The organism is Pseudomonas sp. MB-090624, assembly GCF_003205245.1.
GTDB lineage: Bacteria > Pseudomonadota > Gammaproteobacteria > Pseudomonadales > Pseudomonadaceae > Aquipseudomonas > Aquipseudomonas juntendi.
Map to the genome: position 1 here is coordinate 27,279 of NZ_QJRK01000032.1, position 25,197 is coordinate 52,475.

The window sequence follows — 25,197 nt, forward strand, 5'->3', positions numbered from 1 at the left end:
CACAAGGCCGCTCCTACACAGGAGTCGCGCTATCCTTTCCGTTACTTGTAACGGTGAATGTTGGACAGCTGCTTGTTCGGTTGTGGGTTCTTGCGGTAGATCAGGGCTTTCTTGCCGATGGTCTGCACCAGTTCGGCGCGGCCGGCCTTGCACAGCTCGGCGATGGTCTCGGCGCGTTCTTCGCGGTCTTCCGAGCGAATCTCGACCTTGATCAGTTCATGATCGACCAGTGCGCGTTCCAGCTCGGCGACCACGCCTTCATTCAAACCATTGCCAGCAACGATCAGGACCGGCTTCAGGTCATGACCAATGGACTTGTATTGCTTCTTCTGCTCGTTATTGAGCGGCATAATCTGACCCTTTCCGTCTGATTCTGTAAAATTGACCGGCATTTTACCCGAGGGCCACCGGCTCCGCCCAGTCAATCACGACGCATATCATCGAGGTGCCCCGTGGTACAACGTTCCAAAAGCAGCGCAAACTGGCTGCGAGAGCATTTCAACGATCCTTTTGTGAAACAGGCACAGAAGGACGGCTACCGCTCGCGTGCGAGCTACAAACTGCTGGAGATCCAGGAGAAGGACCGCCTGATCCGCCCCGGCATGAGCGTAATCGACCTGGGTGCGGCCCCGGGCGGGTGGTCGCAGGTGACCAGTCGTCTGATTGGCGGCCAGGGCCGGCTGATCGCTTCGGATATCCTGGAAATGGACTCGATCCCCGACGTTACCTTTATCCAGGGCGATTTCACCGAAGACGCCGTGCTCCAGCAAATCCTCGACGCGGTCGGTGATTCGCACGTGGACCTTGTGATTTCCGACATGGCCCCCAATATGAGTGGTACGCCCGAAGTGGACATGCCACGTGCCATGTTCCTCTGCGAGCTGGCCCTGGACCTGGCAACCCGCGTGCTCAAGCCTGGCGGGGATTTCCTGATCAAGATTTTCCAGGGCGAAGGTTTCGACATGTACCTGAAGGACGTGCGCACCAAGTTCGACAAGGTGCAGATGCGCAAGCCTTCTTCATCGCGGGACCGCTCGCGTGAACAGTACCTGTTGGGCAAAGGTTTCAAAGGCGCTTGAAAGGCGTGAAGCGCGGCGGCCGATAGTTATTTCCAATCGGCCGCGGCGTCAGGATCGTCCGAACTTCGTGTAGTCTAGCTTTCACAAAGGGTTACAGACGGTGCCTGCGGCTGCGTAGGTAATGTAGTAAGTTAGGGCGATGAATATCATGCGAGGCACGGCTGCGTCGTGCGCCGGCCTCAGAGGGTAGCGAATTGAACGACATGGCAAAGAATCTGATCCTGTGGTTGATCATCGCAGCTGTCCTGGTGACAGTGATGAACAACTTCTCCAGCCCTAACGAGCCGCAGACCCTCAACTACTCCGACTTCATCCAGCAGGTCAAGGATGGCAAGGTCGAGCGTGTGACCGTCGACGGCTACATCATTACCGGCAAGCGCTCCGATGGCGACAGCTTCAAGACCGTGCGCCCGGCCATCACCGATAACGGCCTGATCGGCGACCTCGTCGACAACCACGTAGTGGTCGAAGGCAAGCAGCCTGAGCAGCAGAGCATCTGGACGCAGCTATTGGTAGCAAGCTTCCCGATCCTGGTGATCATCGCCGTGTTCATGTTCTTCATGCGCCAGATGCAGGGCGGTGCCGGTGGTAAAGGGGGGCCCATGAGCTTTGGCAAGAGCAAGGCGCGCCTGCTGTCCGAAGACCAGGTCAAGACGACCCTGGCCGACGTCGCCGGTTGCGATGAGGCCAAGGAAGAAGTTGGCGAGCTGGTCGAGTTCTTGCGTGACCCGGGCAAGTTCCAGCGCCTGGGCGGCCGTATTCCGCGGGGCGTGCTGATGGTAGGCCCACCCGGTACCGGTAAAACCCTGCTGGCCAAGGCCATTGCCGGTGAGGCAAAAGTCCCGTTCTTCACCATTTCCGGTTCGGACTTCGTTGAAATGTTCGTCGGTGTCGGTGCCAGCCGTGTGCGCGACATGTTCGAACAGGCCAAGAAGCATGCACCGTGCATCATCTTCATCGACGAGATCGACGCCGTGGGTCGCCACCGTGGTGCCGGCATGGGCGGTGGTCACGACGAGCGTGAGCAAACCCTGAACCAGTTGCTGGTGGAAATGGACGGCTTCGAGATGAACGATGGCATCATCGTCATCGCCGCCACCAACCGCCCGGACGTACTCGACCCGGCGCTGCTGCGCCCCGGCCGTTTCGACCGCCAGGTGGTGGTCGGCCTGCCGGACATCCGCGGCCGCGAGCAGATCCTGAAGGTGCACATGCGCAAGGTGCCGGTCAGCGAGAACGTCAACCCGGCCGTTATCGCGCGGGGTACGCCGGGCTTCTCCGGTGCCGACCTGGCCAACCTGGTCAACGAAGCTTCCCTGTTTGCCGCCCGCTCCAACAAGCGCCTGGTGGAGATGAAGGAGTTCGAGCTGGCCAAGGACAAGATCATGATGGGCGCCGAGCGCAAGACCATGGTCATGTCCGAGAAAGAAAAACGTAACACTGCCTACCACGAGGCAGGCCACGCCATCGTCGGCCGCCTGGTGCCTGAGCACGACCCGGTCTACAAGGTTTCGATCATCCCGCGTGGTCGTGCCCTGGGTGTGACTATGTTCCTGCCGGAAGAGGACCGTTACAGCCTGTCCAAGCGTGCCTTGATCAGCCAGATCTGCTCGCTGTACGGCGGTCGTATTGCCGAAGAGATGACCCTGGGCTTCGACGGGGTTACCACCGGCGCTTCCAACGACATCATGCGTGCCAGCCAGATCGCACGAAACATGGTGACCAAGTGGGGCCTGTCCGAAAAACTCGGTCCGTTGATGTATGCCGAAGAAGACGGCGAGGTGTTCCTGGGCCGCAGCGCTGCCAGCCAGCACGCCAGCGTTTCCGGCGAAACCGCCAGTCTGATCGACTCCGAGGTGCGCAGCATCATTGACCAGTGCTACGCCACGGCCAAGCAGTTGCTGGTTGAAAACCGCGACAAGCTCGAAGCAATGACCGAAGCGCTGATGAAGTATGAGACCATTGATGCCGATCAGATCGACGACATCATGGCTGGGCGTACGCCGCGCGAGCCGCGTGACTGGGACGATGATACGGATTCGGGCACGCCTGCTGCCCAGAACGATCGTCCGGAATCGCCGATTGGCGGCCCGGCAGCTCAACACTAAGGGCATCTATGAGCTCAGTGCAGTACCCGACCCGGTTGCCTTGCGGCAACCGGGTTCTTGATTTGTCACGTACCCATGTCATGGGTATTCTCAATATCACCCCCGATTCCTTCTCCGATGGCGGGCGCTTCAACCAGCGCGACGAGGCCTTGCGCCATGCCGAAGCCATGGTTGCCGCCGGTGCCACTCTGATCGACATCGGTGGTGAGTCCACCCGGCCTGGGGCGCGCGCCGTTTCGGTCACCGAGGAGCTCGAGCGTGTGGCGCCGATGGTCGAGGCCATCAACAGTCGCCTGGACGTGGTCATTTCCGTCGATACCTCGACCCCGGCCGTCATGCGTGAGTCTGCGCGCCTTGGCGCCGGGTTGATCAACGACGTGCGTGGCCTGGAGCGCGACGGCGCCCTGGATGCCGCTGCCGCCACCGGCCTGCCGGTGTGCCTGATGCACATGCGTGGCGAGCCGGGCAACATGCAGGACGACCCGCACTACGAGAACGTGACTGCCGATGTTGCCCGGTATCTGCAGCAGCGCATGGCGGCCTGCGCATCGGCCGGTATTGATGAACAACGCATCATCCTTGACCCGGGCTTCGGTTTCGCCAAAACGCTGGCGCACAACCTGAGCCTGTTCAAGCACATGGAAACGCTCCATCGTCTTGGGCGCCCACTCCTGGTGGGCGTCTCGCGAAAGAGCATGATCGGCCTGACGCTGGAACGTCCGGTCGACGAGCGCCTGTACGGCAGCCTGGCACTGGCGGCCCTGGCCATGACCAAGGGCGCGAGCATCCTGCGTGTCCACGACGTGGCCGAAACGGTCGATGTGGTGCGCATGATCGCTGCGGTACAAGGCGCCGAATAAGAACATTGGAGTCCCTATGAGCAGAAAATACTTTGGTACCGACGGCATTCGTGGCCGCGTCGGCGAATACCCGATCACCCCGGACTTCATGCTGAAGCTGGGTTGGGCGGCCGGCATGGCCTTCCGCAAGCTCGGCCACTGCCGGGTGCTGGTGGGCAAGGACACGCGTATCTCCGGCTATATGTTCGAGTCTGCCCTCGAAGCCGGCCTGTCGGCGGCAGGCGCCGACGTGATGCTGCTGGGGCCGATGCCGACACCGGCCATCGCCTACCTTACACGTACCTTCCACGCCGAAGCCGGTATCGTCATCAGTGCCTCGCACAACCCGCATGACGACAACGGCATCAAGTTCTTCTCGGGCCAGGGCACCAAGCTGCCGGACGACGTCGAACTGATGATCGAGGAACTGCTCGATCAGCCGATGACCGTGGTCGAGTCGAGCAAGCTGGGCAAGGTGTCGCGTATCAACGATGCTGCTGGCCGCTACATCGAGTTCTGCAAGAGCAGCGTACCGAGCAGCACCAGTTTCGCAGGCCTCAAGCTGGTGGTCGATTGCGCCCATGGTGCCACTTACAAGGTTGCGCCAAGCGTGTTCCGCGAGCTGGGTGCCGATGTCACTGTGCTGCATGCCCAGCCCGACGGGTTGAACATCAACGAAAACTGCGGCTCGACCCATATCGAATCGCTGCAGGCTGCGGTGCTGGTCGGGCATGCCGACCTCGGCATTGCCTTCGACGGTGACGGTGACCGCGTACTGATGGTCGATCACACCGGGGCGATCGTCGATGGCGACGAGTTGCTGTTCATCATTGCCCGCGACCTGCAGGAGCGTGGCAAGCTCCAGGGCGGGGTAGTGGGTACGCTGATGAGCAACCTGGGCCTGGAGCTGGCGCTCAAGGACCTGGATATCCCCTTCGTGCGGGCCAAGGTCGGTGACCGTTATGTGATGGCCGAGCTGCTTGAGCGTGAGTGGCTGGTGGGCGGCGAGAACTCGGGCCACGTGGTGTGCTGCAACTACACCACTACCGGTGACGCGATCATTGCCGCGTTGCAGGTGCTGATGGCGCTCAAGCGCCGCGGCGAAGGCCTGGCCCAGGCCCGCCAGGCCCTGCGCAAATGCCCGCAGGTGCTGATCAATGTGCGCTTTGGCGGCAGCAAGGTCGACCCGCTGCAGCACCCGGCCGTGCAGGAAGCCAGCGCCAAGGTCACCGAGGCGCTGGCGGGGCGCGGGCGTGTGCTGTTGCGCAAGTCCGGTACCGAGCCGCTGGTGCGGGTAATGGTCGAAGGCGAGGACGAAGCGCAGGTGCGTGGCCATGCCGAAGCCCTGGCCAAACTGGTTGGCGAAGTTTGTGTCTGAAGGCGCTTGCCAGCGCAGATCTGGTTGGGTAAGATCTGCGCCCACTTTGACCGACGAGGTAAAGCATGCGTCGCCCTATGGTAGCTGGTAACTGGAAGATGCACGGTACCCGCGCTAGCGTCGCTGAGCTGACCGAAGGCTTGTGCAATCTCGCCTTGCCGAGCGGAGTGGAAGTCGCAGTATTTCCACCGGCCTTGTTCATCAATCAAGTGATCGATGGCCTGGCGGGTAAAGAAATTACTGTCGGTGCACAGAATTCTGCTGTACAACCCGAACAGGGTGCGCTGACCGGGGAAGTTGCTCCCGAGCAGCTGGTTGAAGCAGGTTGCAAGTTGGTGTTGATTGGCCATTCCGAGCGTCGCCAGATCATTGGTGAAACCGACGAAGTGCTGAATCGCAAGTTTGCAGCGGCCCAGGCCAAAGGTTTGAAGCCAGTGCTTTGCATAGGGGAAACCCTGGAAGAGCGCGAGGCAGGCAAAACGCTCGAAGTTGTTGGGCGTCAACTAAGCAGTATCATCGAAGCATTCGGTGTTAAGGCTTTTGCCGATGCAGTAATTGCCTATGAGCCTGTATGGGCCATCGGCACTGGCCTTACGGCCACGCCACAGCAGGCCCAGGATGTGCACGCCGCCATCCGCGGCCAGCTGGCGGCAGAAGATGCTGAAGTGGCTGCGAAGGTGCAGTTGCTCTACGGCGGCAGCGTGAAGGCGGCCAATGCGGCCGAACTGTTCGGCATGCCGGATATCGATGGGGGGCTCATTGGTGGAGCGTCCCTGAACGCAGACGAATTCGGTGCAATTTGTCGCGCCGCAGGAAACTGAACAAATGCTGGAAACAGTCATCGTTGTTTTTCATCTGTTGGCAGCGCTTTCGCTAGTAGTGCTGGTACTGTTGCAACAGGGTAAAGGTGCTGAAGCAGGTGCATCTTTCGGCGCGGGTGCTTCTAATACCGTGTTCGGGAGCCAAGGCTCTGCAACGTTCCTAAGTAAATTAACTGCTATACTCGCTGCCACTTTCTTTTTGACAGCACTTGGGTTAGGATACTTCGCGAAGCAACAAGCTCACCAGCTTAGCCAAGCAGGTCTTCCAGATCCAGCAGTGCTAGAAGTGAAAGAGCCGCAAAAACCGGCAGTCAATGATGATGTACCGGTGCTCCAACAGCAGCAGAAGAGCGAAGCCACTCCTAATACGGGTGATGTACCTCCTCCGGCAGAAGAGCAGAAGTAACGGGTTTCAAGTAGTAGTATTGCCGAGGTGGTGGAATTGGTAGACACGCAACCTTGAGGTGGTTGTGCCCATAGGGTGTAGGGGTTCGAGTCCCCTTCTCGGTACCAATTGAAGCTTGAGAGCCCGCTTTAGCGGGCTTTCTTGCAGGTGAAGGTTTGGATTTGACCCTCAGCAGGGTTCGGTCTTATACTTTCGCCCCAGCTTTGTCGCGGGGTGGAGCAGCTTGGTAGCTCGTCGGGCTCATAACCCGAAGGTCGTTGGTTCAAATCCAGCCCCCGCAACCAGCTTCAGCGGAGCCCCTTTTCAGGGGCTTTTTGCTAACCGAACAGTTTCGGCGTCGTTGTCCAACGGCGCTTTCAGGGATGGGCGCTTTGCCCATTTTTTATTTGCACAGCATGCACGAGGGGGTTCAGGTGTCGAGCAAGCTAGAACAGTTGCAGGCCTTGTTGGCCCCGGTTGTCGAGGGTCTGGGCTATCAATGCTGGGGGATCGAGTTCGTTTCCCAGGGTAAGCATTCGGTATTGCGCATCTACATCGACAAGGAAGGCGGTATTCTGGTGGACGATTGCGAAGCAGTCAGCCGTCAGGCCAGCGCAATCCTCGATGTGGAAGATCCAATCAGCAGTGAATACACCCTCGAGGTGTCTTCCCCAGGCATGGATCGCCCACTGTTCACTCTGGAACAGTTTGCCTCGCATGCCGGCGAACAAGTGAAGATCAAGCTGCGCTCACCCTTCGAGGGTCGTCGTAACTTCCAGGGCCTTCTCCGCGGTGTGGAGGAGCAGGACGTGGTGGTCCAGGTGGACAACCAGGAATTCCTTCTGCCGATCGATTCGATCGACAAGGCCAATATTATTCCCAGTTTTGACTGAGACGTGCCGGGCCCGGCGGACTATCCGGGCCCAATGGCTTGCGCAAGGCGAGGCGTACGATGAGCAAAGAAGTACTGCTGGTTGTTGAATCGGTATCCAACGAAAAAGGTGTACCGCCCGGCGTCATTTTCGAAGCGCTGGAGGTGGCCCTGGCCACTGCAACCAAAAAACGTTTTGAAGACGAAGTCGATCTGCGTGTGGAAATCAACCGCCACACCGGTAGCTACGAGACCTTCCGTCGCTGGACCGTGGTCGATGAAGCCGATCTGGACGATCCGGCGATCGAGACCTGGCTGGACAAGATCAAGGACACCCACCCTGAAGCCAAGGTAGGTGACGTGATCGAAGAGAAGATCGAGTCCATCGAATTTGGTCGCATCGCCGCCCAGACCGCCAAGCAGGTCATCGTGCAGAAGGTCCGCGAGGCCGAGCGTGCCCAGGTGGTCGATGCCTACCGCGAACGCGTTGGCGAAATCATCTCCGGTACCGTTAAAAAGGTTACCCGCGACAACGTCATCGTTGACCTGGGCAACAACGCCGAGGCCCTGTTGGCCCGCGAAGACATCATTCCCCGCGAAACCTTCCGTGTTGGCGTGCGCCTGCGTGCGCTGCTGAAGGAAATTCGCACTGAAAACCGTGGCCCTCAGCTGATCCTGTCGCGCACCGCGCCGCAGATGCTGATCGAGCTTTTCCGCATTGAAGTGCCGGAAATTGCCGAGGGCCTGATCGAAGTCATGGCTGCTTCCCGTGACCCGGGTTCGCGAGCCAAGATCGCCGTCCGCTCCAAGGACAAGCGTATCGACCCGCAAGGTGCCTGTATCGGCATGCGTGGTTCGCGCGTCCAGGCTGTATCCGGGGAGCTGGGTGGTGAGCGTGTGGATATCGTCCTGTGGGACGATAACCCGGCGCAGTTCGTCATCAACGCCATGTCGCCGGCTGAAGTCGCGGCGATCATCGTTGATGAAGATGCCCATGCCATGGACATCGCCGTCGCCGAGGACAACCTGGCCCAGGCCATTGGCCGTGGCGGTCAGAACGTTCGTCTTGCCAGTCAGTTGACCGGCTGGACCTTGAACGTGATGACCGAGAAGGACATCCAGGCCAAGCAACAGGCCGAAACCGGTGACATCCTGCGCAATTTCATCGATGAACTGGAAGTCGACGAGGAGCTGGCCCAAGTGCTGGTCGACGAAGGCTTCACCAGCCTCGAAGAAATTGCCTACGTACCGTTGGAAGAAATGCTCAACATCGATGGCTTTGACGAAGATATCGTCAATGAGCTCCGCGCTCGAGCCAAGGACCGTTTGTTGACCAAGGCCATCGCTACCGAAGAAAAACTGGCAGACGCCCACCCGGCCGAAGACCTGCTCTCCCTTGAGGGCATGGACAAGGACCTGGCGGCTGAACTGGCGGTGCGCGGCGTGGTTAACCGCGAAGACCTGGCCGAGCAGTCGATCGACGATCTGCTCGACATCGACGGCATCGACGAAGAGCGTGCCGGCAAGTTGATCATGGCCGCCCGAGCCCACTGGTTCGAGTAATTAGGCGCGGCCTGAGGAGAGAAGTGCATGACGCAAGTCACGGTGAAAGAACTGGCCCAAGAGGTCGAGGCACCGGTAGAGCGCCTGCTGCAGCAGATGCGTGAGGCAGGTCTGCCGCACACCGACGCCGGTCAGGTAGTGACCGACAATGAGAAGCAGACCCTGCTGACTCATTTGAAAAGCAGCCACAAGAGCAAGGCGGAAGAGCCGCGCAAGATTACCTTGCAGCGCAAAACCACCAGCACCCTGCGTGTCGCCGGTAGCAAGAGCATCAGCGTAGAAGTACGCAAGAAGAAAGTTTTCGTGCAGCGCAGCCCGGAAGAAATCCAGGCTGAGCAGAAGCGTGAGCTGGAAGAGCGCCGTGCGGCCGAAAACGCCGCGCGCGACAAGGTCGAGGCCGAAGTTCGCCAGCGCAACGAGGAACAGGCTCGCCGTCAGGCTGCCGATACCGCAACAGCAGCCCCGGCGCCTGCCGCCAAGCCAGAGCCGGCTCCTGCCGCTGCCCCGGCCCCGGTCGTCGCCGACGCGCCAGCCTCCGAAGACGCTGCAGCCCGTGCTGCCGAGCGCAAGAAGGACGAGACCCGTCGCAACGAGAGCCGTACCCGTGATGACGACCGTCGTCGTGGCGAAGCCCCTCGTGTGTCGATCAAGGTCAAGGTCAAGGAGAAGGAAAAGGCTCCAACGCCACGTGCCGCTCCGCGTACCACCGATGAAGAGAGCGACGGCGCCCGTCGTGGTCGTGGTGGCAAGAGCAAGCTGAAGAAGCGTAACCAGCACGGCTTCCAGAACCCGACCGGTCCAGTCATCCGTGACGTGACCATCGGCGAGACCATCACCGTCTCCGAACTGGCCCAGCAGATGTCGGTCAAGGCCGCTGAAGTGGTCAAGTTCATGTTCAAGATGGGTACTCCGGTCACCATCAACCAGGTGCTCGACCAGGAAACTGCCCAGCTGATCGCTGAAGAGCTGGGCCACAAGGTCACGCTGATCAGCGACACCGCGCTGGAAGATTCCCTGGCCGAATCGCTGAAGTTCGAAGGCCAGGCCGAGTCCCGCGCGCCGGTGGTTACCGTCATGGGTCACGTTGACCATGGCAAGACCTCGCTGCTCGACTACATCCGTCGTGCCAAGGTTGCTGCTGGCGAAGCCGGTGGCATTACCCAGCACATCGGTGCCTACCACGTGGAAACCGACCGCGGCATGGTCACCTTCCTCGATACCCCGGGCCACGCTGCGTTCACCCAGATGCGTGCCCGTGGTGCCAAGGCGACCGACATCGTCATCCTGGTGGTGGCGGCGGACGACGGCGTAATGCCGCAAACCCGCGAAGCGGTTCAGCATGCCAAGGCAGCTGGCGTTCCGCTGGTGGTTGCAGTGAACAAGATCGACAAGCCGGGTGCTGACCTCGATCGTATCCGTAACGAACTGGCCGTCGAAGGCGTTACCTCCGAGGACTGGGGTGGTGACACGCCATTCGTCAAGGTATCGGCGAAGATGGGTACCGGTGTCGACGAGCTGCTCGAAGCCGTGCTGCTGCAGGCCGAGATCCTCGAGCTGACTGCTACCCCGACTGCACCTGGTCGTGGCGTGGTCGTCGAATCGCGCCTGGACAAGGGCCGCGGCCCGGTCGCGACCATCCTGGTTCAGGACGGTACGCTGCGTCAGGGCGACATGGTGCTTTGCGGTTCCAACTATGGCCGCGTGCGTGCCATGCTCGACGAGAACGGCAAGCCTGTGAAAGAAGCCGGCCCGTCGATCCCGGTCGAGATCCTTGGCCTGGACGGTACCCCGGAAGCCGGTGACGAGCTGTCCGTGGTTGCCGACGAGAAGAAAGCCCGCGAAGTTGCCATGTTCCGTCAAGGCAAGTACCGCGAGGTCAAGCTGGCCCGCGCTCACGCCGGCAAGCTGGAAAACATCTTCGAGACCATGGGTCAGGAAGAGAAGAAAACCCTCAACATCGTGCTCAAGACCGATGTGCGTGGTTCTCTCGAGGCGCTGCAGGGTTCGCTTGGCGGCCTGGGCAACGACGAAGTGCAAGTGCGCGTGATTGGTGGTGGCGTCGGTGGTATCACCGAGAGCGATGCCAACCTGGCGCTGGCTTCGAACGCTGTACTGTTCGGCTTCAACGTGCGTGCCGATGCCGGTGCGCGCAAGATCGTCGAGCAGGAAGGTCTGGATATGCGTTACTACAACGTGATCTACGACATCATCGAAGACGTCAAGAAGGCCCTGACCGGCATGCTCGGCAGCGATGTTCGCGAGAACATCCTGGGTGTTGCCGAAGTGCGTGACGTGTTCCGTTCGCCGAAGTTCGGCGCCATCGCTGGCTGTATGGTCATCGAGGGTACCGTGTACCGCAACCGTCCGATCCGCGTACTGCGCGACGACGTTGTGATCTTCGAAGGCGAGCTGGAATCGCTGCGTCGCTTCAAGGACGACGCCTCCGAAGTGCGTTCGGGCATGGAGTGCGGTATTGGCGTCAAGAGCTACAACGACGTCAAGGTCGGCGACAAGATCGAAGTCTTCGAGAAAGTCCAGGTGGCTCGTACCCTTTAAGGGCGAGCGAGCCGCAAGCGCCCCTTGCAGGGCGGCTTGCGGTACCTCTTCAGGTAGCGCCCGGTCAGGCTCAGGTCTGCCCGGGCGTTTGCCGCTTTAAGTTACAGGTAGCAAGAATGGCCAAAGAATATAGCCGTACCCAACGTATTGGCGATCAGATGCAGCGCGAGCTGGCCGAGCTGATCCGTCGCGAAGTCAAGGACCCGCGTGTCGGCCTGGTGACCATCACCGCCGTGGACGTGAGCCGCGACCTGGGCCATGCCAAGGTGTTCATCACCGTCATGGGCGAAGAAACCCCGGACGCCGTGCAGCAGTCGCTCAAGGCACTCAACAGCGCTGCCAGCTTCCTGCGCCTGCACCTGGGGCGTTCGATGCAACTGCGCAGCGTGCCGCAACTGCACTTCCACTTCGATGAAAGTGTCAGCCGCGGTGTGCACCTGTCGGCGCTGATCGAGCGTGCAGTGGCCGAAGACCGCATGCACAAGGAAGCCGACGAGCCGGACACCAAGGAGTAAGCGGTGGCCCAGGTCAAACGTATCCGCCGCAACGTCAGCGGCATCATCCTGCTGGACAAGCCGCTGGGCTTCACCTCCAATGCCGCCCTGCAGAAAGTGCGCTGGCTGCTGAATGCGGAAAAGGCCGGCCACACCGGTAGCCTCGACCCGCTGGCAACGGGCGTGCTGCCTTTGTGCTTTGGCGAGGCGACCAAGTTTTCGCAGTACCTGCTCGACTCCGACAAGGGCTACGAAACGGTCATGCAGCTGGGGCAGACTACCAACACCGGCGACGCCGAAGGTGAGGTTCTGCAGACCCGTGAGGTGACCGTTGGTCGCGCCGATATCGAGGCGGTGCTGCCGCGTTTTCGCGGCCCCATCAGCCAGATACCGCCGATGTACTCGGCACTCAAGCGTGATGGCCAGCCACTGTACAAGCTGGCACGTGCAGGAGAGGTAGTGGAGCGCGAGGCGCGTTCTGTTACTATTGGCCGCTTGGAGTTGCTCGAGTGCGAAGGTACCCGTGCACGGTTGAGCGTAGGTTGCAGCAAAGGCACCTATATCCGCACCCTGGTGGAGGATATTGGCGAGGCCCTGGGCTGCGGCGCCTATGTTGCCGAGCTGCGCAGGACCCAGGCCGGGCCCTTCGCGCTGGCACAGACGGTGACCCTCGAAGCGCTCGAACAGGCTCACGCCGAAGGCGGCAACGAAGCGCTGGACCGCTTCCTGATGCCCTCGGACAGCGGCCTGCAGGACTGGCCAATGGTCAGCCTGTCCGAACACAGTGCGTTCTACTGGCTGCATGGGCAGGCGGTACGCGCGCCGGACGCGCCACAATTTGGCATGGTCCGGGTACAGGATCATAATGCGCGCTTCATCGGTATCGGTGAAGTGAGCGAAGACGGGCGCATCGCGCCGCGTCGGCTTATTCGGTCGGAATGACCGAAACCGCGGGGCCAGGCAATTGCCGAACCCCACGGCAGCAAGGGTGGCTGTCAGTAGGCACGGTCACACCTTTTTTATTAATACAGGGATTTGTCCCTGGCCTATTGGACCCCGCATGCGGGATCCGTTATCAGGAGAAGCCAAATGGCCCTCAGCGTTGAAGAAAAAGCTAAGATCGTTGCCGAATATCAGCAAGCCGCCGGCGATACCGGTAGCCCGGAAGTGCAGGTTGCTCTGCTGACCCACAACATCAACAAGCTGCAAGGCCACTTCAAGGCCAACGATAAAGACCACCACTCCCGTCGTGGTCTGATCCGTATGGTTAACCAGCGTCGTAAGCTGCTGGACTACCTGAAGGGCAAAGACACCACTCGTTACAGCGCCCTGATCGGTCGCCTGGGCCTGCGTCGCTAATAGCGGCCTGGTCAGTGGTGTGCATGGCGTGTCGCAGGCTTCGGCTTTGCTGTTTCGCAGCAGGGTCGTCGGGCACGCCACGCGTATCTCCGAGGTTGGCAGCCTGGTTCAGCTGAGCGGTTTACCGCGCAGCGGCCAGGCTCCCAGCCTCGTGTTGTATCTGGACGGTCAATGGGGCCGATTCCCCGTTCTGCCCAAGAATTCGCAAGAAACCAGTTCCCCCAAGAGCCACTGAAAAAGGTAGGAAACCGTGAACCCGGTAATCAAGACTTTCCAGTTCGGTCAATCGACCGTCACTCTCCAAACGGGCCGTATTGCCCGTCAGGCAACCGGCGCCGTGCTGGTTACCGTCGATAACGACGTCACCGTGCTGGTGACTGTGGTAGGCGCCAAACAGGCTGATCCAGGCAAGGGCTTCTTCCCGCTGTCGGTTCACTACCAGGAAAAGACCTACGCCGCTGGCAAGATCCCAGGTGGCTTCTTCAAGCGTGAAGGCCGTCCTTCCGAGAAAGAGACGCTGACCTCGCGCCTGATCGACCGTCCGATCCGCCCGCTGTTCCCGGAAGGCTTCATGAACGAAGTGCAGGTCGTCTGCACCGTGGTTTCCACCAGCAAGAAGACTGACCCGGACATCGCTGCGATGATCGGTACCTCGGCTGCCCTGGCCATTTCCGGCATTCCGTTCGAAGGCCCGATCGGCGCCGCGCGCGTGGCCTTCCACGAAAGCACCGGCTACCTGCTGAACCCGACTTACGAGCAACTGGCTGCCTCCAGCCTGGACATGGTCGTTGCCGGTACTTCCGACGCCGTGCTGATGGTTGAATCCGAAGCCCAGGAGCTGACCGAAGACCAGATGCTGGGCGCGGTACTGTTCGCCCATGACGAGTTCCAGGCCGTGATCCAGGCCGTGAAAGAGCTGGCTGCCGAAGCGGGCAAGCCAACCTGGGACTGGAAACCTGCGGTGGCCAACACCGAGCTGTTCAACGCCATCCGTGCCGAGTTCGGCGAAGCGGTTTCGCAAGGCTACACCATCACCGTCAAGGCCGACCGCTATGCGCGCCTGGGCGAGCTGCGTGACCAGGCGGTTGCCAAGTTCTCCGGTGAAGAAGGCCAGCCTTCGGCTGCTGAAGTAAAAGACATCTTCGGCGAAATCGAATACCGCACCGTTCGCGAAAACATCGTCAACGGCAAGCCACGTATCGACGGCCGCGACACCAAGACCGTTCGCCCGCTGAACATCGAAGTGGGCGTGCTGCCGAAAACCCACGGTTCGGCGCTGTTCACCCGCGGTGAAACCCAGGCCCTGGTGGTTGCGACCTTGGGTACTGCCCGTGACGCCCAGCTGCTGGACACCCTCGAAGGCGAGAAGAAAGACCCCTTCATGCTGCACTACAACTTCCCACCGTTCTCGGTAGGTGAGTGTGGCCGCATGGGCGGCGCTGGCCGTCGTGAAATCGGCCACGGCCGTCTGGCCCGTCGTTCGGTCCAGGCCATGCTGCCTGCCGCCGACGTGTTCCCGTACACCATCCGCGTGGTCTCGGAAATCACCGAATCCAACGGTTCCAGCTCCATGGCTTCGGTCTGCGGTGCTTCGCTGGCGCTGATGGACGCCGGTGTGCCGATGAAGGCGCCAGTGGCCGGTATCGCCATGGGCCTGGTGAAGGAAGGCGACAAGTTCGCGGTCCTGACCGACATCCTCGGTGACGAAGACCACCTGGGCGACATGGACTTCAAGGTAGCCGGTACCGCCAAAGGCGTCACTGCGCTGCAGATGGACATCAAGATCAACGGCATCACCGAAGAGATCATGGAAATCGCCCTGGGCCAAGCCCTGGAAGCGCGCCTGAACATCCTCGGCCAGATGAACCAGGTCATTGGCCAGTCGCGTACCGAGTTGTCGGCCAACGCGCCTACCATGATCTCGATGAAGATCGACACCGACAAGATCCGTGACGTGATCGGTAAAGGCGGCGCCACCATTCGCGCCATCTGCGAAGAGACCAAGGCTTCGATCGACATCGAAGACGACGGCTCGATCAAGATCTTCGGCGAAACCAAGGAAGCGGCAGATGCTGCCAAGCAGCGCATCCTGGGCATCACCGCCGAGGCCGAGATCGGCAAGATCTACGTCGGCAAGGTCGAGCGTATCGTCGACTTCGGCGCCTTCGTCAATATCCTGCCTGGCAAAGACGGCCTGGTGCACATCTCCATGCTGAGCGATGCGCGCGTCGAGAAAGTCACCGACATCCTCAAGGAAGGCCAGGAAGTTGAAGTACTGGTGCTGGACGTGGACAACCGCGGCCGTATCAAGCTGTCGATCAAGGACGTAGCCGCGGCCAAGGCCTCGGGCGTTTAAGCGACCGCTACGCAGCAATGAAAGAGCCCTTCGGGGCTCTTTTTTTTTGACCGGGGCGGGAACCTTTTGCGGACTTGCATCTTGCATGCAGGTTGCAGGTGCAGATTGCAAAATGCATGACTACGGCCGTTTCGCTTAATCGCTAAGGTACTGATTTATAAGGTTTTAATAGAAAATCAAAACCTGGCACAGCGCATGCAACTACCTTCATACCTGACGCCAGGACACACGGCGCAGACCTTTCGAAAAACAGGAGTGACCCACATGAAGAAGTTCGCCATTGCTGCCGCTACTGCTACCGCTCTGACCCTGACCATGGCTAACGCGGCTTTTGCCCAACAGACCACCCAGGCCCCGATGATGCTGGCGGCCGGTGAGGTGACCAAAGCTAAGGAAGCTACCTCCGATACCTGGATCACCACCAAGGTCAAGGCTGACCTGATGACCGAGAAAGGCGTACCAGGCAGCGACATCAAGGTAGAAACCAACAAAGGCGTGGTTTCGCTGTCGTCTGACGTGAAAGTGACTAACACCCAGAAAGAATTGGCAGTCAGCATTGCCAAGAAGATCAAAGGCGTACAGGCCGTTTCGGCTGACGGCCTGAAAGCCGAATAAGGAATGTCCCGTCGGCCAAACGGATTTGGCCACCAAATGCTGTAGGGCCGCTTCGCGGCCCCTTTTATTTAATAAGCCGGATTACTCGCTACCACATCACTCTCGAAGCATTCCTGCTCAATGATCAGCGGTTCGACCAGGGGCCGGCTATCTCGAAAATGGGCGGTCTGGGTATGCGCCTCATACGCCGCATCATCGCGGTAGATCTCATACAGGTAGATCACATCCGGATCGACCCTGTCCTGCGACACATCGAACACCAGGCAACCCGCCTCGCTGGCCACCGAAGCAGCGGCATTGACTTTGATCGCGCTAAGGAAAGCATCGGCACACCCGGGCTTCACGCGGGTCTTGATGAACAGGCTATACACAAAGCGCTCCTTTTGTTTTAAATTCAATGATGAATTGTATACAAAAAAGGAGCCTAGCCAATGTCTGAATTGCCTGCCCGTCCTGGCCGCCTGAATGGCCTGCGCCATATTGCCTTGCTGGTACCCAACCTTGAGGAGTGCGAACGCTTTTACGTCGATGTGCTGGGTATGGAAGTACTGAGCCGCGCCAATGAAGACTTGGTGTACCTGACCTGCGGTAATGACAACATGTCGCTGGGGCGCGGGGCAGGGGCTACCAACGGGTTGCAGACCTTGGATCATTACGGGTTCATCGTGGACAGCGTCGAGGAACTGGAGGCCTGGTATGCGTACTTCAAGGCCCGAGGGGTGACCTTGCTCGACCGGCCTTTCAACCATGGTGATGGCGCGCGCAGCTTCCACCTGCTGGACCCGGCGGGGAACAAGGTGCAGCCGCTGTATCACCCGGCGGTGTCGGGGCAGCGGTTGGTCTGAAGCCTGCGCCTGCCTCTGTGGGAGCGGCCTTGTGTCGCGAAAGGGCCGCGCAGCGGCCCCAGGGTTTCAGCAGCGATTTATCAATTGCTGGGGCCGCTTTGCGGCCCTTTCGCGACACAAGGCCGCTCCCACAGGTGCGCGTCAGGCTTGCTAATTATTCAGCATCCAGATGCATCGGGGTGACCACCCGGCCGTCTTTCTCGGGCTGGCCCAGGCTGGTGTCGATGAAGTACACCCGGTCATCTTCCAGCTTGCCTTTGTCGACCAGGTAATCCTTGATGCTGCTGGCCCGCTCCTGACCCAGCGTGCGCAACAATGCAGTACTCTCCGCCCACGACTTGATCACCGCATCGCGCAACTTGGCCGTGCGTTCGTCACGGCTTAGTTGCTCCCATTCGGCCGGCGGTTGTTGCTTCAGGCGTGTACGGTAGATGCCTTCGAGCATCGCGGGTTTGTCGCTGTCGTCGACCACCAGCATAGAGGCATTGGCAGGCACCTTGTCGCCGCGACGCTGCAATATCTTGTACCAGGTGGCCTGATACTCACGTTCCAGGCGTTGCTGGGCAATCAGTGGGCCATCGCTGGCCTGGGCGCTGGTGCCCTCGATTTCCAGGCGCAACTCCGGGCGTTCTTTAAGCGCGGAAGCCAGCTTGTCCAGCGCCGCCTGGGCATCGCCACTGAGGGTACTGGAACCGGGGGCGAAGGCGACGTTACCCAGGTCTTGCGAACCGCCGCCAGTGATCAGCCCACCGATGAACTTGAAGGGCGCCTGGGCTGCCCGCAGCACCAGGTTGCGCAGGGTTTGCCAGACGATCGGCATCACGCTGAACTGCGGGTTGTTGAGGTCGCCCGACACGGGCAGCTCGATCGAGATCTTGCCTTGAGTGTCCTTCAACAACGCCACCGCCAGGCGGATCGGCAGGTCGACCGCATCCGGGCTGTCGACTTTCTCACCTAACTGCAGTTGCTCCACCACTACCTTGTTCTCGGCTTTGAGCTGGCCATTGGTGATCAGGTAGTGCAAGTCGAGGTTGAGCCGGCCTTTGCGAATGCGGTAACCAGCGAATTTGCCGGAATAGGGCGTCAAGGTGGTCAGCTCGACGCGCTTGAAGCTGGTGGCGATGTCCAGGCTGGCCAGCGGGTTGAACGGGTTGAGGGCGCCCTTGATGGTAACCGGCGCGTAGCGGTCGACCTTGCCTTTCACATCCACCTTGGCAGGCACCGGCTTGCGGTTGTCGATGGTGCCGATCTGCCCGTTGAGTTGCTGCACGGCGGTGGCGAAGTTGGGGGTAAGGGACAGGTCGGCAAAGTTGGCCGAGCCGTTCTTGATGTCGACCTGGCCAATATGAATGCCCAGCGGCTTGTTGCTGCTGGCGGGGGCCGTTGTGGCCGGGCTGCTTGGCTTGGCGCCGGCCGGTTGCGGGATCAACAGGTCATTGACGTTGGTCGTGCGGTCTTCGTTGATGATGAAGCGCGCGTAGGGCTCCTGCAGGGTCACCTTGTCGATCGACAGGGCATCACCGTGCACATACGACAAGCCGTCTACGTTGACCTGTTGCCATTTCACAAAGTCCCGGCTCTTGATGGTGTCCAACGTATGCAGTTGGCTGACCTGGGCCTTGCCGGTGACCGTGAAGGCCAGTGGCGTGGTGTTCTTCAGGTCGACCTTGAGGTCACTGTCGAGCATGCCGCTGCGCAGTTCCAGCAGGATGAACGGGCTGACGTAGGCCTGGGCCACGCGCAGGTCGATGTCGCGGGTGCTGACGTCGAGCTTGGCCTGGATGGGCGCCAGGTTCACCTGGCCGGCGGCCTGCAGCTTGCCTTGCTTGCCTACGCCGGTATCGAGCTTGAGGGTGAAGGGGGACTGGTTGAGGCTGTCGAAGCCTTGCAGGTCGACATCCAGCGGGCCGACATCGAGCGCTACCGGTTCTTTCTGGCTGCGATCTGCCAGGTGCACCAGGTAGTTGCGCAGTTGCACGTCCTTGAGCAATACCTGCCAAGGCTTGGCCGGTTCGTTGGCCGATTGCGGCTCAGGCGCAGGGCCGGCGGCAGCCGGTTCGGCCTTTTCTTTCGGCGTGGCTTTGGCCGGTTGGCTGGCGAACAGCTTCTGCCAGTCGAGCTGGCCGTCCTTTTCCAGTGCAGCCCAGGTTTCCAGCTTGTCGCTGCGCAGCTTGCCCACACTGACCTGTTGCTTGACCAGGTCGACGGTCGTCTCGCTCACCTCCAGGTTGGCCAGGCGCGCCAACGGGCGGCCGTCTGGCGCGTTGATGGCGAACGGGGCCACCCGCAGCGTGGCGTTGTCCAGCAGCAGCTCGGTCTGCTTGGCGAGGTTGAGCTTGTACTGGGTCTGAAGGCTGACCAGCCCGTCCTGCAGCACCAGGGGCACGGCATCGCGCACGTAGGGCCAGAACAGCTTCATCTTGGCGTCGGTGACTTTCAGCGTGCCTTGCGAGGCGATCGGCGATAGGCTGAGGGTGCCGTTCCAGTCGATGCGCCCGCCGTTGGGGCCGTTGGCCACCAGGGTCATGTCGGCGTTGTCGTCAGGCAAGGTGCTGAGGTTCTTCAGCTCCAGGTTCATGTTGTCGTAGAGGAACTCGATGGGTTCGCTCGGGCGCATGTCCTGGAAGTGCAGCAAGCCTTGCTTGAGCTTGATGCTGCCGATACGCAGCGGGAAGGGGTCGCTGGGTGGCTCGTCGGGCTTGGCTTCGCTCGGCGGCAGCTTGAACAACGTCGTCAGGTTGAGTGTGCCGTCTTTGGCGAACAGGACCTGGTTGCGGGGCTTGTCGAGCTCGACCGCTTCCAGGTGCAGGGCCTTGCTCCACAGGCTGTCGAGCGACAGGTTGGCGTACAACCGGTCGAAACCGATCTGCTCCTTGCCAGGCTCGCCAAGCTGCAGGCCCCACAGGGTCAGCTCGAGGCTGAAGGGGTTGAGTTCGATGCGTTCAAGGTGCGCGGGCACGGTAGCGTACTTGGCCAATTGCTGATTGGCGATACGCAGCGCCACGCCGGGAAGAATCAGGAACCCAAGCAGGCTGTAGAGGGCTACCAGGGCCACGATGGCGCCAGCGGCGCGAGTCAATCCTTTGTACATGTGTCGCTTCGTCGGTCTGAGCAGGAGTGCTTGGAGTATGGCACGTTAAATCAGTTCCGCAGGCGCGACCTGTTGCCCTCACTCGATGCCCATGCGCCGCCTGGCGCGGTGCGCGGAGCCGTCGCGCATTGCCCAGCGCAGCAGCGCTGCCGTGGGCTTGAGGCCCAGGCGGATCAGGCGCTGCTGCCAGGGCCGGTGCTGCAGGCCAAGCAGGCTCTGGCCCCAGCCAGGCAGCAGGTCGATGCCGGCGTGCAGCATCAGTTTGCCCACCGGTTGAGCCAGGCGGCTGGGGGCAGGGGCGTCGAGCAGAATCCGCATGACCTCCCGGCTGCGCGCATCACAGTGCAGTTGCGGGCGCATGGCTTGCAGGTAGGCATCCACCTGCTGGCACGAGCGTGGTACGTCACGGGCGCCAAGGCGCTCGGCGATCAAGGCGATTTCATTGTAGTAGGCATCTTGCTCGCTGCGCGGCAGGTGCGGGTTACGGTAGCGCAAGTGGGCGGCCAGAAAGCTGCTGACCTCTGCCACATGCACCCAGGTCAGCAAAGCTGGGTCGCTGGCCGCGTAGGGCCGGCCATCCGGCGCGGTGCCGGTCACTTGCAGGTGGATGGTGCGCACTTTCTCGATCAGCCACTCGGCATCACCGGTCGCGCCGAAGGTTGTACCGGAGATGAACTGGCTGGTGCGCCGCAGGCGGCCGAGCAAGTCCTCGCGGAAGTTGGAGTGGTCCCACACGCCGGCCAGGGCCAGCGGATGCAATAGCTGCAGCATGAGTGCGCTGATGCCGCCGACCAGCATGCTCGGAAAATCGCCATGCACCTGCCAACTGACACTGTGCGGGCCGAACAGCCCTGGGTCACCCTTGGGGGACTCCAGGTCGAGCTGGCCGAGGGCCAGCCCGGTAAGGCTCATGACCTGGGTTTCGATACGGCGGCGTAGGGCTTCCATGGCGACCTGCGATACAGGGCGGCCATCAGCAGCGGCCGCCGGTTACTGGTTGAGGCGTTTGTCGATCAGGTCCTGCACCACGGCGGGGTCGGCCAGCGTCGAAGTATCGCCCAGGTTGTCCAGTTCGTTGCAGGCGATCTTGCGCAGTATACGCCGCATGATCTTGCCGGAGCGGGTCTTGGGCAGTGCCGGGGCCCACTGGATCAGCTCGGGCTTGGCGAAACTGCCGATTTCCTTACTGACCATGGCGAGTAGCTCGGCCTTGAGCGCTTCGTCCGGTGTAACGCCATTCATGGCCGTGACGAAGGCGTACACGCCCTGGCCCTTGAGGTCATGCGGGTAGCCGACCACGGCAGCTTCGGCGACGCGATCATGCAACACCAGTGCGCTTTCCACTTCGGCCGTGCCGATACGGTGCCCTGACACATTGATCACGTCGTCAATACGCCCGGTGATCCAGTAGTCGCCGTCGGCATCACGGCGGGCGCCATCGCCGGTGAAGTAGTAACCGGGCATGGGTTTGAAATACGTGTCGACCATGCGCTGGTGGTCGCCATAGACACTGCGGATCTGCCCGGGCCAGCTGGCCTTGATCACCAGCAGGCCGGCACCCGGCCCGTCTATCACCTCGCCCTTTTCATCCAGCAGGGCGGGCTGTACGCCGAACATGGGCTGGGTGGCACAGCCCGGCTTGAACGTGGTCGAGCCGGGCAGGGGGGTCAACATGATGCCGCCGGTTTCGGTCTGCCACCAGGTGTCGACGATGGGGCAGCGCTTTTGCCCGACCTCTTCGAAGTACCACTCCCAGGCTTCCGGGTTGATCGGCTCGCCGACACTGCCCAGCAGGCGCAGGCTTTTGCGCGAGGTGCCCTGCAGTGGCCCGGAGCCCTCGCGCATCAGTGCCCGCAGCGCGGTCGGCGCGGTGTAGAAAATATTGACCTGGTGCTTGTCCACCACCTGCCAGAAGCGCGAGGTGTCTGGGTAGTTCGGTACCCCTTCGAACATCAGCGAGATGGCGCCGTTGGCCAATGGGCCGTAGACGATGTAGCTGTGCCCGGTCACCCAGCCCACATCCGCGGTGCACCAGAATACTTCGCCGTCGCGGTAATCGAACACCACCTTGAAGGTCAGGGTTGCCTGCAACAGGTAGCCGGCGGTGGTGTGCAGCACGCCCTTGGGTTTGCCGGTGCTGCCAGAGGTGTAGAGGATGAACAGCGGGTCTTCGGCTGCCATGGGCTCGGGGGCGCAGTCGTCGCCGGCGTGTTCGGTTGCCTCGTGGTACCAGAGGTCGCGGCCCTCGGCCCAGTCCACCGCGCCTGCGGTACGGCGTACCACGAAGACGCTGCTGACGGCCGGGCAACTGGCCAGGGCTTTGTCGACGTTCTGCTTCAACGGGATACGCTTGCCGCCGCGCACGCCTTCATCGGCGGTAATCACCGTACGGCAGTCGGCATCGAGAAGACGATCACGCAGGGCGTCCGGCGAGAAGCCACCGAACACCACCGAATGGATAGCGCCGATGCGGGTGCAGGCCAGCATGGCGAACGCTGCTTCGGGGATCATCGGCATGTAGATGCACACGCGGTCGCCTTTCTTCACCCCGCGCGCCTTCAGGGCGTTGGCCAGGCGGCAGACTTCGCGGTGCAGTTCGCGGTAGCTGATGGCTTTGGCATCTTTAGGGTCGTCGCCTTCCCACAGCAAGGCCGTCTGCTCAGCGCGCTGGGCCAGGTGGCGGTCGATGCAGTTGTAACTGACGTTGAGCTGTGCGCCGTCGAACCAGCGGGCCTCGCCGGAGCGCAGGTCGCACTGCTGCACGCTTGACCACGGCTTGATCCAGTCCAGGCGCTTGGCTTGCTCGGCCCAGAAGGCGTCGGGGTCTTCTACCGACTGGCGGTAAAGGCGCTGGTAGTCGTCAGGTGTGAGGGCGGCGGACTGGCTGACGGCCAGGGCCTGGGGATAGTTGCGGATATCGAACATGGCGGTGGTCCTGCTCTTGTAAGGGGCGAGGGACTGCAACGGCTATTCGATAGGACAGTGTAGCTGGGAGAGGTGTTCAAATTGTGCCGGCCTCTTCGCGGGCATGCCCGCTCCCACAGGTACTACGCCCCACTCGCGGGCGGCGCTATCGCTGTGGGAGCGGGCGTGCCCGCGAAGCGGCCGGCACAGGCCTGAGATCACCCGCGATGACGGCCGCGGAAGTAGTTGATCAGGCCTTGGGTGGAACCATCTTCGGCGCTGTCGTCCAGGCTGCCGACCAGGCGCTGGTACACGCCCTTGCCCAGCTCCTTGCCCAACTCGACGCCCCACTGGTCGAAGGCGTTGATGCCCCAGACCACGCTTTGCACGAACACCTTGTGTTCATACATGGCCACCAGCGCCCCCAAACGGCGTGGGCTGATGCGCTCTACCACCAGGGTGTTGCTCGGGCGGTTGCCCGGGATCACCTTGTGCGGGGCCAGCTTTTCGATGTCTGCTTCGTTCAGCCCTTTGCCACGCAGCTCGGCTTCGGCTTCTTCGCGGGTTTTACCCAGCATCAGGGCCTGGCTTTGCGACAGGCAGTTGGCGTACAGCCACTGGTGATGGTCGGCGACCGGGTTGAAGCTCACGACCGGCACGATGAAGTCGGCCGGAATCAGCTGGGTGCCTTGGTGCAGCAACTGATGGTAGGCGTGCTGGCCATTACAGCCGACGCCACCCCAGATTACCGGGCCGGTTTCGGCTTTGACCGGGGTGCCGTCCTGCAGCACGCTCTTGCCGTTGGACTCCATGTCCAGTTGCTGCAGGTGCTTGGTGATGTTGCGCAGGTAATGGTCGTACGGCAGGATCGCATGGCTGCTGGCGCCCCAGAAGTTGCCGTACCACACGCCCAGCAGGGCCAGCAGTACCGGCATGTTCTTGTCGAACGGCGCGGTCTGGAAATGCTGGTCCATGGTGTAGGCGCCGGACAACAGCTCCTTGAAGTTGGCCATGCCGATGGCCAGGGCGATCGGCAGGCCGATGGCCGACCACAGCGAGTAGCGCCCCCCCACCCAGTCCCACATCGGGAAGATGTTCTCTTCGCGGATACCGAAGGCCACCGCGGCAGCCTTGTTGCTGGAAACCGCAATGAAGTGGCGGTACAGCTCGGCCTCCGAACCGCCCTGGGCCAGGTACCAGGTACGCGCAGCCATGGCGTTTTTCAGGGTTTCGAGGGTGTTGAACGACTTCGACGAAACAATGAACAGGGTCGTTTCGGCGCGCAGCTTGGCCGACAGTTCGTGGAACTCGCTGCCGTCGATGTTGGCCAGGTAGTGGCAGCGTACACCGCGCTGCGCGTAGGGCAGCAGGGCTTCGGAAACCAGCTCCGGGCCGAGGAACGAGCCGCCGATGCCGATGTTGACCACGTCGGTGATCGGCTTTTCGCTGTAGCCACGCCACAGGCCGTCATGGATGCGGCCAACCAGTTCAGTGATCTGGTTGAGTACCTTGTGCACTTCCGGCATGACGTTCACGCCGTTGACGCTGAGTTTGTCGCCAACCGGCCGGCGCAATGCGGTATGCAGCACCGGGCGGCCTTCGGAGGCGTTGATGATTTCGCCACTGAACATCGACTTGATAGCGTCCTGCAGGCCCACTTCGTTGGCCAGGTTGACCAACAGATCGCGGGTTTGCTCGGTGATCAGGTTTTTCGAGTAATCGAGAAACAGGCCGCAAGCGCTAAGGGAAAACTGGTCGAAGCGTTGGGCATCGGCGGCGAAGGCGTCGCGCATGCTGAAGCTCTGCATGGCGTCGCGGTGTTGCTGAAGCGCCTGCCAGGCGGGCAGCGCCGTCACATCGTGGGGTGTACGGTAATACGCCATTGCGCGGGGTTCCCTTAATGCGTGGTGAGGCCTTGGACACGGCAGTCATT

At 61.3% G+C, this 25,197-nt stretch carries 21 protein-coding genes and 2 tRNA genes; 17 read left to right on the forward strand and 6 right to left on the reverse strand.

The window, feature by feature from the left end; translation table 11 throughout:
- Positions 1-41 precede the first annotated feature (41 nt).
- Complete coding sequence (gene yhbY / locus DMX12_RS18055; protein WP_009685341.1) at positions 42-350, reverse strand: ribosome assembly RNA-binding protein YhbY; 309 nt, start codon at positions 348-350, stop codon at positions 42-44.
- A gap of 102 nt (positions 351-452) precedes the next feature.
- On the opposite strand from yhbY, the gene rlmE reads away from it, so the two are divergent.
- The 16 genes from rlmE (at position 453) to DMX12_RS18140 (ending at position 16,424) form a co-directional block, all read left to right on the forward strand.
- Positions 453-1,079 (forward strand): 23S rRNA (uridine(2552)-2'-O)-methyltransferase RlmE, encoded by a 627-nt coding sequence (rlmE, locus tag DMX12_RS18060; protein ID WP_009685342.1) that lies wholly within the window; start codon positions 453-455, stop codon positions 1,077-1,079.
- Positions 1,080-1,282: 203 nt separating this feature from the next.
- Positions 1,283-3,187: an ATP-dependent zinc metalloprotease FtsH gene (ftsH, locus tag DMX12_RS18065; protein ID WP_110679054.1), complete on the forward strand. Its 1,905-nt coding sequence runs from the start codon at positions 1,283-1,285 to the stop codon at positions 3,185-3,187.
- 8 nt (positions 3,188-3,195) lie between these two features.
- Entirely contained in the window at positions 3,196-4,047 is an 852-nt protein-coding gene (gene folP, locus DMX12_RS18070) for a dihydropteroate synthase (protein WP_029885742.1), read from the forward strand.
- A gap of 16 nt (positions 4,048-4,063) precedes the next feature.
- Positions 4,064-5,404, forward strand: coding sequence for a phosphoglucosamine mutase (glmM, locus tag DMX12_RS18075; protein ID WP_009685345.1), 1,341 nt, complete (start codon positions 4,064-4,066; stop codon positions 5,402-5,404).
- 65 nt (positions 5,405-5,469) lie between these two features.
- The gene (gene tpiA / locus DMX12_RS18080) at positions 5,470-6,225 is read left to right on the forward strand and encodes a triose-phosphate isomerase (RefSeq protein ID WP_110679055.1); all 756 of its coding nucleotides are present in this window, start codon (positions 5,470-5,472) and stop codon (positions 6,223-6,225) included.
- 4 nt (positions 6,226-6,229) lie between these two features.
- Complete coding sequence (gene secG / locus DMX12_RS18085; protein WP_009685347.1) at positions 6,230-6,631, forward strand: preprotein translocase subunit SecG; 402 nt, start codon at positions 6,230-6,232, stop codon at positions 6,629-6,631.
- A gap of 21 nt (positions 6,632-6,652) precedes the next feature.
- A tRNA-Leu gene (locus DMX12_RS18090) sits at positions 6,653-6,738 on the forward strand.
- A 100-nt stretch (positions 6,739-6,838) separates the two neighbouring features.
- Positions 6,839-6,915 (forward strand) — tRNA-Met (locus DMX12_RS18095).
- A 129-nt stretch (positions 6,916-7,044) separates the two neighbouring features.
- The gene (rimP, locus tag DMX12_RS18100) at positions 7,045-7,503 is read left to right on the forward strand and encodes a ribosome maturation factor RimP (protein ID WP_009685348.1); all 459 of its coding nucleotides are present in this window, start codon (positions 7,045-7,047) and stop codon (positions 7,501-7,503) included.
- Positions 7,504-7,562: 59 nt separating this feature from the next.
- Positions 7,563-9,044: a transcription termination factor NusA gene (nusA, locus tag DMX12_RS18105; RefSeq protein WP_009685349.1), complete on the forward strand. Its 1,482-nt coding sequence runs from the start codon at positions 7,563-7,565 to the stop codon at positions 9,042-9,044.
- A gap of 27 nt (positions 9,045-9,071) precedes the next feature.
- Positions 9,072-11,600: a translation initiation factor IF-2 gene (gene infB / locus DMX12_RS18110; protein WP_009685350.1), complete on the forward strand. Its 2,529-nt coding sequence runs from the start codon at positions 9,072-9,074 to the stop codon at positions 11,598-11,600.
- Positions 11,601-11,716: 116 nt separating this feature from the next.
- A complete protein-coding gene (gene rbfA / locus DMX12_RS18115; protein WP_009685351.1) occupies positions 11,717-12,115 on the forward strand; it encodes a 30S ribosome-binding factor RbfA in 399 nt (132 codons plus the stop codon).
- 3 nt (positions 12,116-12,118) lie between these two features.
- Entirely contained in the window at positions 12,119-13,036 is a 918-nt protein-coding gene (gene truB / locus DMX12_RS18120; RefSeq protein WP_009685352.1) for a tRNA pseudouridine(55) synthase TruB, read from the forward strand.
- Between the two features lie 147 nt (positions 13,037-13,183).
- Positions 13,184-13,453 (forward strand): 30S ribosomal protein S15, encoded by a 270-nt coding sequence (gene rpsO / locus DMX12_RS18125; protein WP_009685353.1) that lies wholly within the window; start codon positions 13,184-13,186, stop codon positions 13,451-13,453.
- Between the two features lie 250 nt (positions 13,454-13,703).
- Complete coding sequence (gene pnp, locus DMX12_RS18135) at positions 13,704-15,809, forward strand: polyribonucleotide nucleotidyltransferase (RefSeq protein WP_110679056.1); 2,106 nt, start codon at positions 13,704-13,706, stop codon at positions 15,807-15,809.
- Positions 15,810-16,073: 264 nt separating this feature from the next.
- Positions 16,074-16,424, forward strand: a complete 351-nt coding sequence (locus DMX12_RS18140; protein WP_110679057.1) for a BON domain-containing protein — start codon at positions 16,074-16,076, stop codon at positions 16,422-16,424.
- 68 nt (positions 16,425-16,492) lie between these two features.
- Here the strand turns inward: DMX12_RS18140 and DMX12_RS18145 are convergent, their stop codons facing one another.
- Positions 16,493-16,795, reverse strand: coding sequence for a putative quinol monooxygenase (locus DMX12_RS18145; protein ID WP_110679058.1), 303 nt, complete (start codon positions 16,793-16,795; stop codon positions 16,493-16,495).
- 60 nt (positions 16,796-16,855) lie between these two features.
- Here DMX12_RS18145 and DMX12_RS18150 point away from each other — a divergent pair, with 60 nt between their 5' ends.
- Entirely contained in the window at positions 16,856-17,269 is a 414-nt protein-coding gene (locus DMX12_RS18150) for a VOC family protein (RefSeq protein ID WP_110679059.1), read from the forward strand.
- A 154-nt stretch (positions 17,270-17,423) separates the two neighbouring features.
- Here the strand turns inward: DMX12_RS18150 and DMX12_RS18160 are convergent, their stop codons facing one another.
- The 4 genes from DMX12_RS18160 to pgi form a co-directional block, all read right to left on the reverse strand.
- Entirely contained in the window at positions 17,424-20,360 is a 2,937-nt protein-coding gene (locus DMX12_RS18160; protein ID WP_110679061.1) for a DUF748 domain-containing protein, read from the reverse strand.
- 78 nt (positions 20,361-20,438) lie between these two features.
- Positions 20,439-21,308, reverse strand: coding sequence for an oxygenase MpaB family protein (locus tag DMX12_RS18165; RefSeq protein ID WP_110679062.1), 870 nt, complete (start codon positions 21,306-21,308; stop codon positions 20,439-20,441).
- A 42-nt stretch (positions 21,309-21,350) separates the two neighbouring features.
- Positions 21,351-23,285 carry an acetate--CoA ligase gene (acs, locus tag DMX12_RS18170; RefSeq protein WP_110679063.1) on the reverse strand — a complete coding sequence of 645 codons (1,935 nt, stop codon included), beginning with the start codon at positions 23,283-23,285 and terminating at the stop codon, positions 21,351-21,353.
- Positions 23,286-23,482: 197 nt separating this feature from the next.
- On the reverse strand, positions 23,483-25,147 hold the full coding sequence (gene pgi / locus DMX12_RS18175) for a glucose-6-phosphate isomerase (RefSeq protein ID WP_110679064.1): 1,665 nt from the start codon (positions 25,145-25,147) through the stop codon (positions 23,483-23,485).
- Between the last annotated feature and the right edge of the window lie 50 nt (positions 25,148-25,197).